The sequence below is a fragment of the Rhodococcus sp. 05-2254-2 genome (genome assembly GCF_002259095.1).
Classification (GTDB): Bacteria; Actinomycetota; Actinomycetes; order Mycobacteriales; family Mycobacteriaceae; genus Rhodococcoides.
The window spans coordinates 601472-616784 of record NZ_NOZJ01000021.1; the positions used below are offsets into that span (position 1 = coordinate 601472).

Sequence of the window (15313 nt, forward strand, 5' to 3'; positions counted from 1 at the left end):
TAGTCGGATTGGGACTCAGACGAATGTCGCGGTATCGATGACGAATCGGTAGCGAACGTCGGAGGCGAGCACTCGTTCCCACGCGTCGTTGATCTTGTCGGCGGAGATGACTTCGATGTCGGCTCCGAGGTGGTGTTCGGCGCAGAAGTCGAGCATTTCCTGAGTTTCGGCGATCGACCCGATGGCCGATCCTGCGAACGTTCTGCGGTGGGGGATGAGTGAGAAGACCTGCAGCGGAAGGGGTTCTGCGGGAGCGCCCACATTGACCATCGCGCCGTCGACGGCGAGTAGAGACAGGTGTGCGTTCAGATCGATCGAGGCGCTCACGGTGTTGATGATCAGATCGAATGTGGACGCGAGCTTCTCGAATGTGTCCGGGTCGCTGGTTGCGTAGTAGTGGTTTGCTCCCAGTCGAAGTCCGTCCTCCTGCTTCTTCAGCGACTGCGACAGAACCGTCACCTCGGCACCCATGGCGTGGGCGATCTTGACGGCCATGTGGCCCAATCCGCCCATGCCGACCACCGCGACCTTCTTGCCGGGTCCGGCACCCCAGTGGCGGAGGGGTGAGTAGGTGGTGATGCCGGCGCACAACAGTGGGGCGGCGGCGTCGAGTGCGATGCCCGCGGGGATTTTTACGACGAAATGCTCGGTGACGACCACCTGCTGGGAGTAGCCACCCTGGGTGGTCGTGCCGTCGCGGTCGGTGCCGCCGTAGGTCTGGACGTTGCCGACGAGGCAGTACTGTTCGAGACCCTTGACGCACTGGGCGCATTCGCCACACGAGTTGACCATGCACCCGACTCCGACGCGATCGCCGACGGAGTGTTTGGTGACCTCGGATCCGACCTCGGCTACCGTTCCTGCGATCTCGTGGCCGACGACCAGCGGGTACGGCACCGGGCCCCATTCGCCTCGTGCGGTGTGAATGTCGGAGTGGCAGATGCCGGCGAACTCGATGTCGATAAGGACGTCGTGTGGTCCGAGATCGCGGCGCTCGATCGTGATGGGGGACAGGGGCTGGTCGGTTGCGGTGGCGGCGTAGGCCTTCACGGAAGTAGTCATGTGATCAGCGAACACCGTGGACGGCGATCGAGGGAGTCTCTGAGAAAGGGTGTACCGGCAAGGTGCCCTTCGTCGACGCTCGACCGCCGGCTCTGGGCTCAGTCGAGAGGCGCGACGAAGATCCGGAATTCCTTACGCTCGGTGTGGATCTCCCACAGAGACTGTGCGAGGGCATCCGGCTCGTGCGAGGGCTCACCTGCACCAATTCCCCGCGGGATGATCAGCTGACCGACGTGCAGACCCTCGGGTGCGAGGGCATCGTGCAACAGTTGCGCGTAGGCGCTTTCCCCGGCGAACGCGATCGAGGTGCCCGCGACGGAGGCTCCGGGGCGAACAGCGCTCGACCCGTTCACGAACAGCACCGTGCCGCGCCCGAGCGTGCGCATTCCGGGCAGCACGTGTGTCACGGCCGTGACAGGACCGTAGATCGAGAACTCCACCGGACCGGCCAGATCCTCGGCGCTGGTTTCCAAGACGGGCTTCATGAACTCCTTGGCCGGCACGGGGCTGTATTGCAGTACCTCGATCGGGCCCAAATGCTCGACTGCTGAATCCAGTGCTGCCGTAAGCGATTCTGCATCCCGTACATCGGCGGCGAAGCCCCGGGCGGTGATCCCTTCGTCGACAAGTCGGGCGGCGATGCGGTCGACGTTGTCCTGGTTCCTGGAAATCAGCGCTACTGCGAGTCCTTCGCGTCCGAAGCGGCGAGCCACGGCGGAGCCGAGACCTTCACCCGCACCGATGATTGCGATCGTGGTCATTTGTCTTAACTCCTCGTGTTGGGGTTGTGAGTACCGATTCCTGTCCTTCCCACACTGTCGTGTCGACGGCCGAGTGGCAAGTTCGATGCCGGCGGTGACCTGGTCTTTCGTCCACTGAGTGGTTCCCTGTCAGTACACCCCACAGCAGGGACTCCCGCCGTCACCGTTCCCGCTGTTTACTCGACCCCGTGCCCCTACGACAAACGCCTTCCATGAGGACTTCTCGTGCAGAGCGCTGAGGTGCCGCGCCAGCGGTTCGCTCGGGCCGGGTCTCGAATTGCAGTCGGCCGTGCTGCTGTGACTGCAGTCGTCGTCCTCTCATTGTCTGTATCGGCGCCGATGCACTGCACTGCAACCGACCTGGTTACTGCTCCGAGCGCTGTCGAGAGTGCGGGACCATCTACCGCGACGGCCACCGAAGTGTCAGGATTCGACGCGGCTCGCCTCGAAGTGCGAATGCGCACGGCTACCGAGTTCGGGGCGCTGAACGGTGCGCGAGTGTCTATCGCTTTCATGGACCGTGTCAGCGGGAGCCGGGCCACCAACGGCAACGAGGAGCCCATCGAAACCGCATCGGTGTCGAAGCTCTTCATCGCGGACGATCTGCTGTTCCGTGACGATCGAGGTGAGGTCGATCTGAGCGGAAGTGACATGGCGCAAATCGACGCCATGTTGCGCTCCTCGGACGACTCCGCGGCCGAGCAACTCTGGAACCGGTTCGGGCGCAACGACATCGTCGAGCGCGTGGCTGCTCGTTATGGGTTGCCCTTCACATCGGTGCGGCCGGGCGACGAATGGTGGCGGACTCGAACCACGATGAACGATGTGGTCACCTTCTACTCCGCACTGATCGACGGTGCTGGTGGTCTTTCGCCCTCTCGGTCGGTTGCGATTCTCTCGAACTTGGAGAACTTCACGCGTTTGGGTGCGGACGGCTACTACCAGCGTTTCGGACTTCCCGACGCGTTGCCAGATGAGAGCGAGCTCGGGGTCAAGCAGGGGTGGATGTGCTGCGTCGGCAGTGACTGGATCCATCTGTCGACCGGGTTCGTCGGTCCAGACCATCGCTACGTCGTCGCAATCGCCTCTCGTGAGTCCGCGAACACGTTCGGCGGAGGTTCGGTCGGTGCGGACCATGCTCGCCGGACCATGACCGCGACGGCGTCCGCGCTGTTTCCCTCGGGCCGAATCGATCTGCGCTGAAACCCCCAAGGTCACACCCTGAGTTCAACTCCGCGTGGTCTCGTCGTTTTCGAGTAGTTCTCGGCTGTGGGAGCGGACGATCACTGCGTTCAGGACTTCTCCGCAGCGAGGGCAAGAGGACCGGCAGTCCCGGACATCGGGCGAGTTCAAACATCGGCCCCACGATTCGAGGACCAGCAACTCGAACGCCGGGTCCATTCCTTTGGTGATCCGAACGTAGCCGTCTCGGGCCGATCCGTCCGGGTAGGTGCACCGACATACGTCTTCTCGTCGGTGAGCCTGCGCAAGCGACGGGCCTGCACGTCTCTCGGTGCTTCTGTGTCGGCGACCATCGGTGAACCGTGGATTGGAATCGAGGGGTACTTCGGCTCCTGCCGATGTCGCATTTCGCTGCCGATAGGCGCGCTGAAGATCGGGGTGAAGTTGAACAGTGCAATGGTCGCGCCTCGGCCGTGGGCGGCGGGCATGCAACGCTCTCGAGCGCTCTGGGACACGACGTCGGGTGTGGTTCGACACCACGCCCGACGTCGCTGAACAATTGGGATCGTCGACGGTGTGCTCACCGTTCCGAACGACCGTGGCACCGCGATGCGTTGACGACGGGATCGGTCAGCACACCGACACCTCGTCACGGGCCACCGACTGCTTCGATGCAGACGCACCATGGATACCCCGACGTGCCCGGTCCATGATCACGAGTGTCGCCAGCGGAGCGAGGAGTAGCACCGCGAACAGTGCACCTACGACAGGAATCGCGGCGGGTCCGTATCCGCTGATCGCCTGTGCGGTTACCCATGTGCCGACGGCGGTTCCGAGGTTGAACATCGATGTGCACAGTGAGGTGGCCAGAGTCGGCGCGCCCTCTGCGAATCGGACCGCCATCGACATGAGCACGGGGTTCGTGCCCAGACCGGCCATCCCGGCTAGTGCGAGAAGGGCGATCGATGGCGCAGCGAACGACGAGAAGACGCTCAGCGACCCGAGCGCGATCACGACTATGACGCCACCGGTCAGCGCGGTTGCATAGGGCGCGCGGTCTGCGAACCGACCGCTGTAGAGCGTGCCGGTGACGGCACCCACGCCGAAGACGGCGAGACCCACGGGAAGAAGTCCGGCGGACAGGCCGGAGCGTTCTGTGAGTAGGGGCGCGATGAACGAGTAGGTGGACATGACGGCAGTCGAGATCAGCACGCATGCTGTCATGACCACCCAGAGTCGCGCGGTGGCGATCGATGCGAGTTGTGACCGCAGGGGGATGACCGTCGACGACGAACGACCACCGGGAACGAAGCGGGCAATCGGCACTGATGCGAGTACGGCAAGTACCGCGAGGATCCAGAACGGACCGCGCCAACCCACCAGCTGGCCGGCGACAGAGCCAAGGGGCACGCCGATCACCGTCGCGAGAATGCCGCCACTGAGGACCAGGCCGATGGCGCGCGCACTGGCGTCCGGACCCGCAACGCGGGACGCGACAGATGCAGCGATCGACCAGAATGCGCCCGTTGCGAGCGCGGTCACGAAGCGGGCCACGAGGACGATGGAGAGGTCGTCTGTGAGTGCAACCACGATGTGTCCGGCGGAGTAGACGGCGAGCGCGAGCAGAAGAGTCGTCCGTTCGGGCATCTTGAGTACCGCCACCGCGATCAACGGGGTGGCGATCATGCCAATCGCGAACGCAGTGACCAGCAGTCCGGCTTCGGAGATGCCGATTGCGAGGTCGGAGGCGATATCGGGCAGGAGTCCGGCAACGACGAATTCCGACGTGCCCATGAGGAACGTGCCCATTGCGAGGACGTAGACGAGGAACGGCAAGGACTTTCGTTTATTGGTGGAAATAGACACAGCTGAATTCTCTCGGATGGGGTCGTATAGGTGTCGAGTTCGGACCAGGCGCGGGCGAGATCGGCGTCGGGTCCTGGGGTGGCGATACCGACTTGCCCCCTAGGACAGGAATATGCCTTGACCTGGTCCGTCTTCGACACTATTTGCTACGAAGCATCCGTGGAAGGCACGGACAGGGAACCCCATCAGGGTCGATCGGGAACTGGAGTACGGCACGGTTGTGACAGAAATGCCCGAAATTCGAGTACGCCTCATGCGTTCGCGATCGTGGGCGTGCCAAAGCTACTCGCACTAAGGGGTTTTGACCGAACGAGGACGGTATTCTCGACGATCTATCGATCATTGACGGGAGGTAGGGTTTGCCAAAATCGTTGTGCGGCTGCTCGCTCGAATGAAGCTTAAGTGACACAGATCTCGATGTCAGGATTCAGTGACATCGATTGCATTCGGAAACAACTTAGGTGAGCCGCGACTGATATCGGCCGGGACGGGAGTGGTTGGCACTACACCACATTCCAACGGTCGCCGTCATCCGAACTATCGAGCTACACGGTCATTTCAACTACCGCACGCGTCCAGGTAAGTCAGCACCCCCAGCAGAACTATCAGCACGACAAAGAGCACAACGGTGGGCATCTGAGGGGCGGGTCCGGGTATTTGACCGCGCCGGTTTTCGTTGTCCATGTTTTGTCCTTTGTCGACGTTTGCGGATCGACGCACTTCCTCTTCCCAACCGCTGCGAAGCTGCGGCATCGGCGCGCATTCACGTCATCGGATGCTGAAGCGGAGAAGCCTGTCGTCGCCGGCGTTTGGGTTACCGCGCCCATCGGTGTTGTTGGTCAGTATCAATAGTGAGCCGTCCGGGGCGACGGTGACGTCTCGCAGCCGCCCGTATGTTCCAACGAGTCGATCGACTACCGAGGCGGGGTCGTCGAGATTCACCTCGATCATGCGTTCGCCCCTGAGATTCGCCATGAACAGGGTGGAACCATCGATAGCGATGCCACTCGGACTGGCCTCACTCGTGGCCCATTGGTGGATCGGATCGACGAAGCCCTCGGTATTCCCGATGCCTTCTATCTGTGGCCAGCCGTAGTTGCTTCCGGGCTCGATGCGGTTCAGTTCGTCCCACGTGTTGGCACCGAACTCGCTTGCGTACAGCACGCCATTTGCGTCCCATGCGATGCCTTGAGGGTTGCGGTGACCGTAGCTGTACACGAATGAGTCCGGGTAGGGATTGTCCGGTGGTACAGCCCCTTTGGGGGTGATTCTCAGGATCTTGCCGGCAAGCGACGAGAGATCTTGGGCCCGGTCACGTTGTCCGGCGTCCCCGGTTGTGGCATACAACATCCCGTCCGGCCCGAAAGCCAACCGGCCGCCGTCGTGATAGCTGGCGGCCGGGATGCCGTCGAGCACAGTGGTTCGTTCACCCAAGGTGAGGGAGCCGGGTGCGCCGAGGACGTCAAATCGGTCGATGCGGTTTCCATCTGCGGCCGTCGAAAATGTGTAAAGGTCACCTTCGCGGACCGCGAGCCCCAAGAGCCCGGCTTCGCCCGCAGGGGCCACATCAACTGTTCCCGCAGTGCTGCGGTTGCCGTCTGCGCCGAGCTCGATGATCTGTCCGGTGTCGCGTTCGCTGATCAGCATGCTGGTCTCGAAAAAAGCTATCGCCCAGGGTGCATCCAAGCCATCGGTCACGACTGAAGCCTCACCGAAGTCCGACGCCGCGGGTGCTTCTCCGGACGCAGCGGACCCGCCAGGTGCCGTCTCGTCCTCGGCTGACGGCGACGCGCACGAGGAAAGGGTGACGGCGACGATGGACGCGGCGGCGCAGAATGCAGCACGGTACGTACTTCTCATCGGGTGTTCCGTCCCGCACATCTCCGAGACGTCCTGGATACCGGTTCTGCGGCGCTCAACGGTCCGGTCATTGCAGCCGAAGTGGAGTGTCCAGCGTCTTCGAGTATTGCGCTCGATGCGGTTGATCGACCTGGTCGACCCAGTGCGCTGAACAAACTGTCGTGCGGCATGGGTATTGCTCCTTTGCATTGATCGCGCCGAAGGGGCGAGCGGTACGACCGACATCCCCAAGCACTCGAACCGTCCTGCGGTGCCAACGCCAGCTCCGAGTTAGCTCCTCCGATTCGGTTCGTGCTGAACCCGCTCGCGATTGCGATGTCGTGAACCCTCGAGTCGATCTCGGCAGGGCATAGAGGGAATGACTCGACTGTTGCGGGTTCTCGACCCGAGGCCCGCGTGATATGCCTGTACACACTGGACAACGTTCTCTTTGGTCTGCGCCACATGATCGGAACCGAGTAACGGGTATCAGCGGTACGCCGTCGGTCTGTCCCCGTCCGTACCCGGCTGCGTGATCCCCAGATTCTCACCGACGTACGAGTTGGGGTCGGTGACGATGTCCGCGATGAACTTTCCGAGGCTTGCGCGCGAGGTCTCCGTGCCCTTGTAGATTTCGCCTTTTCGGGTGAGTTCCACATCCGTCACCGTCTCGTCCGTCAGCCAGACCGGGCGGAGGATGGTGTGGGCCAGCGATGACTGCTCGACGACATCCGCGGACTTCCGGTTCCTGGGGCGGGTCGCCCCGGCGCGCTGGTAGTCCCAGGTGTTGAAGGGCTCCGGCAGCTCGTCGTAGATGCCTCCCGCGTTGATAGTGACGATTCGTCGAACGCCGGCCTCCTCCGCAGCGTCGACCACTGCGGCCGTGGTGGTATCAAGGTCTTCGCCGCCGAGGGCGACGATCACGATGTCCTGGTCGATCATCGCTGTACGGAGCGCGTCCCGGTCGTGTGCGTCACCTTCCACCAGTGTCATGGTGTCCGTCGCGATGCCGTCGAGGCGATGCGGCCGGCGCAGGAACAGCGTGAGGGCAACGTCTTTCTGCTGGGCCAGGCGAGAGATGATCTCTCGTGCAGACCGGCCGTTCGCTCCGATGATGACGACGTTCTTCATGGGTTACTCCTTCTGAACGGGCGCGCGTTCGATGCGTTACTGGCAAGCCACACCACGGGCCAGGTCACACTCGGGCCGGCCGGCGGATACGGGTGCTAGCTGATGCCGACGGTCTGGCCACCGTCCACGACCAGGGAATGGCCGATCGTGAAACCTCCGAGATCTGAGCAGAGCCACAGGACGGCTGAGGCGATCTCTTCGGGGGTGCCCATGCGCCCGATCGGCTCCTGGGCGATGACCCGCGCTCGCCCCTCCGGTGTGTCACCAGAGAACCGGCCCATCATTGGAGTCTCGATGATGCCGGGGCAGATCGCGTTGATCTGGATGCCCTGCGCCGCGTAATCGAGGGCCGCCGACTTTGTCATACCGAGGATGCCGTGCTTCGCAGCCGCGTAGGCGGACTGGCCTTTGATGCCGATAACCCCGGCACCTGAAGAGATGTTGACGATCGAGCCGCCTCGTTCTGTCATGGCGAGGATTTCATGCTTCATGGAGACGAACACCCCACGCAGGTCGACCGCGATGAGACGGTCCCATTCCTCATCGCCGATCTCGGCAAGGGGCTTCGGCGGTTGCTCGATGCCGGCATTGTTCACCCCGATGTCGATCGGACCGAGAGCGTCGACAGAGGACTTCACCGCGTCCTCGACACTCTTGCTGTCGGTGACGTCGCAGATGGCGATGTGCACGCGTCGGCCGTGCGCTTCGACGAGCTCAGCGGTCTCCTGTAGAGGCTTTTTTGTGGTGTCGGTGACGGCGACGTCGGCACCCGCGGCTGCGAAGGCTTCCGCCGTGGCTCGACCGATGCCGCTTCCGGCCCCGGTGATGAATACGTTCTTGTTCGTGAAGTCGAAAGTGACTGGCATGATTTACCTTTCGTGTTTCCGGGGTAGATCTTCGGACCCGCTGTAGGTGAGTGAGATGCCCCCGGGTAGCCGTGGCTGCTCGGCCGCCTCAGGGGTCGCGCGGGGTGGTCAGGGCACGTTGTGGCCGGCAGCCTGAATCAGTCCGTACCACTCTCCGCGAGTCAGTGCTATGTCCGACCCCGCCGCGGCGTCGGACACCCGTTGCGGCGTGGTCGTTCCAAGGACGACCTGGATCCCGGCGGGGTGGCGGGTGATCCAGGCTGTCGCGATCGCAATCGGGGTGACACCGTACTTCTTTGCGAGCCGTTCGAGTTCGGCGTTCAGCTCGGGATAGTCCTCGGAGCCGAGAAACACACCATCCTGAAAGCCCTTTTGAAAGGGTGACCACGCCTGAAGGGTGATTTTTTTGATCCGGCAGTATTCGACGATGCCGCCGCCGTCGCGGGTCACGGAGTCCGCTTCCCCGGCCATGTTCGCAGACAGGCCCTGAGCAATGATTGTGGAGTGCGTCAAAGACAGCTGCACCTGGTTTGCGACGAGTCGCTGCGTTACCGCAGTCTCGAGGAGGTCGATCTGCCGCGGTGTGTGGTTGGAAACTCCGAACGCGCGAACCTTCCCGGTGGATTCCAGGTGATCGAACGCACGGGCAACCTCCTCCGGCTCGACCAGCGCGTCGGGACGGTGCAACAGCAACACATCTAGGTAGTCGGTGCCTAAGGCTTGCAGGGATTTCTCTGCCGAGGTCACGATGTGCTCGTAGGACTGGTCGTATCCCCACGGATCGGCGACGATACTGGTCTTTGATTGCAAAGTGATCTGCTCGCGCTCCGACGGACTCAGCTGTAGAGCCTCGGCGAACCGGCGCTCGCATAGGTGCGGACCACCGCCGGGGTGGTTGAACCCGTAAAGATCGGCGTGGTCGAAGAAGTCGATCCCCGCCTCGCGAGCCGTCCTGTACAGCTGCCGGATCTCCTCATCGGTACTGCCCGCAATCCGCATCATGCCGGCGACGATGTTGGACACCTGGATATCGGTCGATCCGAACCGGACGGTACGCATAAATCCTCCGTAGGTCTCGTCAAGGGTGATCCGCCGCCTCGCCTCGTTGGGGAAGGATCTGCGGACGGTTGAGCCTGCCGACATGCCATCTCGTGTTCGCAAACGCCACCGCGACGAGAAGCACGTTCGCTTACGCCGGCTTCGCTTTCCACCGTAGGACGATCGGCAGGCAGGGTGGAATACCCTGACAGGGCACCCCGGGCCACCGGCGGCGGTCAGCTGCCGGCGGAGAGCCATAAATGTGGGGGTCCGGATTCAGCTCGACGTCCCGCGACCTCACCGATGAATCGGGAGGATTGCGGCCAAGCCGTAATCATGGCCTCACGCCTCACCGTCGCACGAGTTCTTGGATGGGTCGGCGATCAGTTCTGATACTCGAAAATCCGATGCTGCTCACTGCGCCCAGGTGAATCGACGGAGTCCGTCGAGGGTGGCCAGGCGGCCGAAGGCGAGTTCGGGAAAATGTGCGGGAGCGAATGGATCGCCGGTGGAGGCGAGCTCGTCGGCGATGCGGTTGCGCATTATTCCCGCTGCGATGGGGTCGACATCCCACATGCCGATCCATTCGGGCTCGGTGAGTTCGCCGACAGTGTGGAGGGTGTCGCCGAGGAGAAGGGCACGTTCTTTGCCGTCGTGAACGATGTAAATGGTGCTGCCCGGTGTATGCCCCGGTGCCGGCCTGGCGATCAGGCCGGGAATGATCTCGTGTTCGACGGAGAACGGTTCGACGTGGTCCTCGATGGGTGCGATGATTTCGCGTATCCGGGGGTCCGAAGTGGTACCGGTCATGAAGTACGTCCAATCGTCCTGGTGCAGGCGAAAGGTCGCATTCGGGAACGTGATTCGGCCGTCGACGGTAGACCAGCCGATGTGATCCCAGTGCATGTGCGTGAAACAGACGTCCGTCACGTCGGACGGCTCGACTCCAGCGTCTCGAAGATTGTCGAGCATGCTTCCAGTTGTGGTGTCCGCGCCGGAATGAACTCCACCTCCAGCGTCGATCAGGACGACACGGTCTCTGATTCGAATCAGGAACGAGCCGATGTCCAGACGGATGCGACCGGTCTCGTCGGTGGGATGCTCGACGCAATCCCAGATTTTGCCGTCGGGATGGGTGACCGCGTTACCGATCGGTTCGTGTGCGGTGCCATCGATGATGGGCACTATGTCGTGGGTGCCGACTTTCATAGCGGTCTCTTTCGGTCGGGCCTGACGCTGGACTACGTATGCGCGACGGGTCTCCCGGACGCGAACACGGCCGGTGGCCGCGTGCGGTGGGAGACCCGTTCCGTGTCGGTCTGGACCTATGCAGGCTTTTTGGCTCGAGCCTTGCGTCCGGACTTCGAAATCGACTGTGACAGAACAACACCGATTACCAATGCTGCGCCTTGAAAAACCGGTTGGAACCAGAAGGGTGCCCCGAGCAGGCTCAGTCCGGAGAATCCGACGGCCAGAAGAACGACGGCCAGCATCGTTCCAGCGACATTGAAGAATCCGGGACGAACGGTGGTGGCACCCAAAAAGGTTGCCGCGAAGGCAGGTAGGAGCAGGTTCGCTCCGAAGCTGGGGTTCGCCGCGCCTGCCAATCCGAGCTGCATTATTCCGGCGAGGGCTGCCAGTGCACCTGCTGCACTGAACATCACGCACTTGATGAGTCGAACGCGTATACCGACCATCCGAGCAACCTGCTCGGAACCGCCAACCGCGTAAACCTTGCTGCCAAATGGTGTCTTCGTCAGAACTATGTACATGACCAGTGCGATCAGCGCGACAATCCACACTGCAGAACCAACTCCGAGGATCTCGGTCTGAACGAAGGTTCGGAAAACCGAGGGAATGTTTTGCGAAAGTGTCATTCCCCCACTGACTCCCACGGTGACACCGCTGACAGCCAAGCCGACGCCCAGTGTCGCAATGAGCGAGACGACCCGCAAGCGAGCCACCAGCAATCCGGAAGCCAATCCGACGAATGCACCGGCGAGCAAGGCAATCGTGACGGTCAACGGCACCGGAAGCCCGGACTCACCGGCGAGCTTCGCCGTGAGTACCGCCGACAGCCCCAAGGTATATCCGACCGACAGATCGAATTCGCCGACGACGAGGACCAGCAGAACCGACAGTGCCAGAAGCGCACTCACGGCCTGGCCCAACGCGAGCCCCTGCAGATTGGCAGTGGTGGGGAAGGTCCTGGGAAGCAGGATCGAGAACAACGCTGTGAGTCCGATGATCAGGGCCAAGATGCTGTGGTTCTGAAACAGCGTCGAGACTTTCCAGGTTCGCGGCGACGACGAGCCGGGTGTACGAACGGCCGCGTCCTCGGATTTCTCCGCCACGGCGTTGTCACTATGCGTAGGTTGCACGGCTGATGTCCTCCAGATTGAGATCAGTTAGTTCTTCGACGATGCGCCCACCGTTGACGACGATGACGCGGTCGCATAGACGAACGAGATGTTCCGGCTCACTCGAGCGGATGATGACGGTGGTCCCGCGGGCGGCCAGTTCGCGCAAGGTGTCGAAAATGATCTCGCGAGTATTTGGGTCGACGCCCACCGCGGGATCGTCGAGAAGCAATATCCGCGGCTCCAAGAGCAGCCACCTGGCGAGGAGCACCTTTTGCTGGTTGCCGCCGCTCAGGCTTGCGTACGGAACGGTCGGGTCGGCCGGACGGATGTCGAGTTCGCGAATCATCCGGTCGACGTCGGACGCGGCTCGGCGCCGATTGGCACCGTAACGTTCCACTCGGGGGAGTACGACGTTGTCGTGCACCGTCATCAGCGCGATGCCGCCTTCGTTGAGTCGGTCGAGGGAAAGGTAGAAAATCCCGGCCCTGATGGCGTCCCGTGCACCGGTGATCGGTGCGTCGTTGCCGTCTATCTTTGTTGTTCCTACATGTGTGGACTCGACCCCGCCTATGAGACGAAGCAGCTCGGAGGCTCCTTCGCCCGATCGCCCCGTCACACCAAGAATTTCCCCGGTGCCGACTGCCAAGGACAGCTCACGGCTGACGTTTCCGGCCAGATTCTCGACGACGAGTGCAGGACGACCGCGACCGCGGCTGCGGTCGTGGTCGTGGTCGTGCGAGGAAGCGCTGTGGCCCGCGCCGCCGACCATTGCGTGGATCACGTCGGCCTCCGAGAATTCGTCGGCACCGATGTTGCTGACGAGATGGCCGTCTCGGAGCACGATCGTTCTGTCGCTGTATTCGCGTACCTCGGGCAGGCGATGGGTGACCATCAATACTGACAATCCCCGATCTGCGACACCTCTGACTCGATCGAGTAGTCGCGCGGCCTCGCGAGTGGACAACGGAGCAGTCGTTTCGTCCAGTACCAACAGTGCGCGTTCGGGAGAGATGCCGGCCATCGAAATCACCAGTGAAACCAACGCCCGTTCGCCCGCCGTCAAGTCCGCACAGAGCGTGTTCGGGTGGACCGCGACGTCGAACTCGCGGAGTATGCCCTCGGTCTTTCGCGCCAATGCCCTCCTCTGGACAAAGGTGGCGCCCACGAGGGGAAACCCCGTGTGCAGCGCGGTCATCTCGGCAACCGTCATGTTTGCGATCAGTGGGGACTCTTGGTGAACAACCCGGATTCCGATTTTCCGGGCGGCTACGGGGGTGAGGTCTTTGGCGCGAATTGGGTTGTCGTTGAACGTGACCTGCGACTTCGCATGCAGCGGATTGACTCCGGTCAATGCTTTGACCGTGGTGGATTTACCCGACCCGTTTGCGCCCAGCAGAGACACGATCGAACCGCGCTCTACATCGAAGTCGATGCCGTGTACTACCTCGTGTTGACCATAGGAGACAGTGAGGTTCCGTACGGCCAATCGCACTGGGGTGGTCACGGCGTGACACCCCACAGTTCGAGGTAGCGGTCGACGTAACCGTTCTCGGCGACCCAGTATTGGTCGGTGACCTCGTCGACATTGTCGATCGTCAAAAGGCGCGATGGCGCGCCCTGGCTGTATCGCAAACGATCATCGGTGACACCGGGTGTCTCCCAGAGGGGCTGACCCGACAGGACCCGGATCATCTGATCCACAGCACCGTAACCGAGGAAGACGTCGTCCTGAACGACATCGGCGGCCTGGATGTTGCCGTCGCGAATGAACCCAAGGTTCTGCGGTGCGCCGACGCAAGACACGAGCGTGACACGATCGGAGAGGCCCGTGTTGCCCATTGCGGGCACCATGTCGGCTGCTGCCGAATCGAACGCTCCGCTGACGTAGTCGATGCTCGGCTCTGCCTGCAGTGCGCTGGCAATTCGCTGGCCGAGGCCGTTCCCGATGTCGGTCACGACAAACTGTTGCGTGTCTTGGACTACGCACTCGTCACAGCGGTCTACTGCTGCGACCATCGCATCGGCGATCGCCGGGGAACTCGGAAACTCTCGGTCGACGGTCGGCAAGAAGTTCGCCGTACCACCGGAGTCCGTGACAATCCACGATCCGAGCTGGTCACCCCACAACGTGTAGTCCGGAGCGACGTCGAACAACACGCCATCGGTTGCGGCAATGCCGAGACCTGCGGCTCCAACCGGAATTCCCCGAGAGGCAGCGAGTTCGATTGCGCCACTGAGCGGAACGGGATCTGTCGCGGCGAGGATGATGGCGTCGACGCCACTATTGATTGCTTGGGTCATCGCTTGGTTCTGTCCGACCGGATCGCCCTTGCCGTCGAACCGGGTAACTGTCCACCCCAGGGCTTCACCGGCTTGTGTCACCCCGTCTGCCTGCCGCACACACCCCGACACGGACCCGGAACAGACCACGACTGCTATCGAGATGTCGGTCGGTGGTGTCGGTGTTTCGGTCGGGCCTGTCCAGTCGGTCACCGGTGCCAGCGCGTCGTCGACGACCGCTTGAAAGGACGATAAGTCCTGCGTCGAGGTCCGGTCCTGGGACGCTGCCTGTGAGTCGCACGCGGTGGTCAATAGTAGTAGGCCGACGACCGGCACGATCCATTTGATCTTCACAGAGGCTTCTTTCGTGAAATGGGTCCGGAGAGCTACCGGACAGGTGAGGGTCCTTTGAGGAATGCAGCCAGCGTGGATCGCAAATTGTTCAGATGCACATGAACCAGTCAGCGACACGTGTTCGTGAAGATTCATTGGGCAGCTTGTCGATCGCTGCCCAATCGACAGCCCGGTGGGACAAGTGGTGTTCTGTGTCACATTCGTGCAGGACTATTAACGCGCCCGGATGTCTCTGTGTCCAATACCGATCTTGAATCATGCATATAGCCGTCGGCTATGCACAATGTTTGCAACGGTTGGGGTCAATTCGACGTTGAGCATCGTCTCGGCAGGAATTCGGGCTGTCGCGCGCTTCGCGAGTAAATTCCGCCGTTCCCTGTAAGTCGTCGACTGCGACACGTTCTGATGTTCGGCCATTGACTTCGGCCGAGTATTCAAGGGTCGTGCTTGCGCCGAATCGAGGTCGGCAACGCGACTGTTGACAGGCTGTGGTGGGAGTGTGACGATAATGGTCGACCCTGAGGAAAGAGTTTCCTAGCACCCGCCTCGCGGGACGCACTCAGCGTGCACT

12 protein-coding genes are annotated in these 15313 nt (G+C 62.1%); 1 reads left to right on the forward strand and 11 read right to left on the reverse strand.

Features of this window, described 5'->3' with window-relative positions:
• Positions 1–15: 15 nt before the first annotated feature.
• Positions 16–1062, reverse strand: coding sequence for an NAD(P)-dependent alcohol dehydrogenase (locus CH283_RS25695; RefSeq protein ID WP_094639818.1), 1047 nt, complete (start codon positions 1060–1062; stop codon positions 16–18).
• Between the two features lie 98 nt (positions 1063–1160).
• A complete protein-coding gene (locus CH283_RS25700; protein WP_037189116.1) occupies positions 1161–1823 on the reverse strand; it encodes an SDR family NAD(P)-dependent oxidoreductase in 663 nt (220 codons plus the stop codon).
• A gap of 498 nt (positions 1824–2321) precedes the next feature.
• Here CH283_RS25700 and CH283_RS25705 point away from each other — a divergent pair, with 498 nt between their 5' ends.
• Complete coding sequence (locus tag CH283_RS25705) at positions 2322–3026, forward strand: serine hydrolase (RefSeq protein WP_176460563.1); 705 nt, start codon at positions 2322–2324, stop codon at positions 3024–3026.
• Positions 3027–3635: 609 nt separating this feature from the next.
• Here the strand turns inward: CH283_RS25705 and CH283_RS25715 are convergent.
• From CH283_RS25715 to CH283_RS25755, 9 genes are all read right to left on the reverse strand, one after another.
• Complete coding sequence (locus CH283_RS25715) at positions 3636–4871, reverse strand: MFS transporter (protein WP_255183338.1); 1236 nt, start codon at positions 4869–4871, stop codon at positions 3636–3638.
• A 768-nt stretch (positions 4872–5639) separates the two neighbouring features.
• Positions 5640–6731: a PQQ-dependent sugar dehydrogenase gene (locus CH283_RS25720; RefSeq protein WP_094639665.1), complete on the reverse strand. Its 1092-nt coding sequence runs from the start codon at positions 6729–6731 to the stop codon at positions 5640–5642.
• Between the two features lie 468 nt (positions 6732–7199).
• Complete coding sequence (locus CH283_RS25725) at positions 7200–7841, reverse strand: NAD(P)H-binding protein (protein WP_094639666.1); 642 nt, start codon at positions 7839–7841, stop codon at positions 7200–7202.
• Between the two features lie 95 nt (positions 7842–7936).
• Positions 7937–8707: an SDR family NAD(P)-dependent oxidoreductase gene (locus CH283_RS25730; RefSeq protein ID WP_094639667.1), complete on the reverse strand. Its 771-nt coding sequence runs from the start codon at positions 8705–8707 to the stop codon at positions 7937–7939.
• A 108-nt stretch (positions 8708–8815) separates the two neighbouring features.
• Positions 8816–9766, reverse strand: coding sequence for an aldo/keto reductase (locus tag CH283_RS25735; protein ID WP_094639668.1), 951 nt, complete (start codon positions 9764–9766; stop codon positions 8816–8818).
• A 393-nt stretch (positions 9767–10159) separates the two neighbouring features.
• On the reverse strand, positions 10160–10954 hold the full coding sequence (locus tag CH283_RS25740; RefSeq protein ID WP_037189128.1) for an MBL fold metallo-hydrolase: 795 nt from the start codon (positions 10952–10954) through the stop codon (positions 10160–10162).
• Positions 10955–11070: 116 nt separating this feature from the next.
• On the reverse strand, positions 11071–12126 hold the full coding sequence (locus CH283_RS25745) for an ABC transporter permease (protein WP_176460564.1): 1056 nt from the start codon (positions 12124–12126) through the stop codon (positions 11071–11073).
• Complete coding sequence (locus tag CH283_RS25750) at positions 12110–13612, reverse strand: ATP-binding cassette domain-containing protein (RefSeq protein ID WP_141215361.1); 1503 nt, start codon at positions 13610–13612, stop codon at positions 12110–12112. Before CH283_RS25750 ends, CH283_RS25745 begins: the two co-directional genes overlap by 17 nt.
• Positions 13609–14742 carry a sugar ABC transporter substrate-binding protein gene (locus tag CH283_RS25755; RefSeq protein ID WP_037189132.1) on the reverse strand — a complete coding sequence of 378 codons (1134 nt, stop codon included), beginning with the start codon at positions 14740–14742 and terminating at the stop codon, positions 13609–13611. Before CH283_RS25755 ends, CH283_RS25750 begins: the two co-directional genes overlap by 4 nt.
• Positions 14743–15313: the final 571 nt, after the last annotated feature.

Excerpts from the sequence above, each read along its gene's own strand:
- CH283_RS25695 (WP_094639818.1), bottom strand. The coding sequence starts at position 1,062 with ATGACTACTTCCGTGAAGGCCTACGCCGCCACCGCAACCGACCAGCCC.
- CH283_RS25700 (WP_037189116.1), bottom strand. The coding sequence starts at position 1,823 with ATGACCACGATCGCAATCATCGGTGCGGGTGAAGGTCTCGGCTCCGCC.
- CH283_RS25720 (WP_094639665.1), bottom strand. The coding sequence starts at position 6,731 with ATGAGAAGTACGTACCGTGCTGCATTCTGCGCCGCCGCGTCCATCGTC.
- CH283_RS25725 (WP_094639666.1), bottom strand. The coding sequence starts at position 7,841 with ATGAAGAACGTCGTCATCATCGGAGCGAACGGCCGGTCTGCACGAGAG.
- CH283_RS25730 (WP_094639667.1), bottom strand. The coding sequence starts at position 8,707 with ATGCCAGTCACTTTCGACTTCACGAACAAGAACGTATTCATCACCGGG.
- CH283_RS25735 (WP_094639668.1), bottom strand. The coding sequence starts at position 9,766 with ATGCGTACCGTCCGGTTCGGATCGACCGATATCCAGGTGTCCAACATC.
- CH283_RS25740 (WP_037189128.1), bottom strand. The coding sequence starts at position 10,954 with ATGAAAGTCGGCACCCACGACATAGTGCCCATCATCGATGGCACCGCA.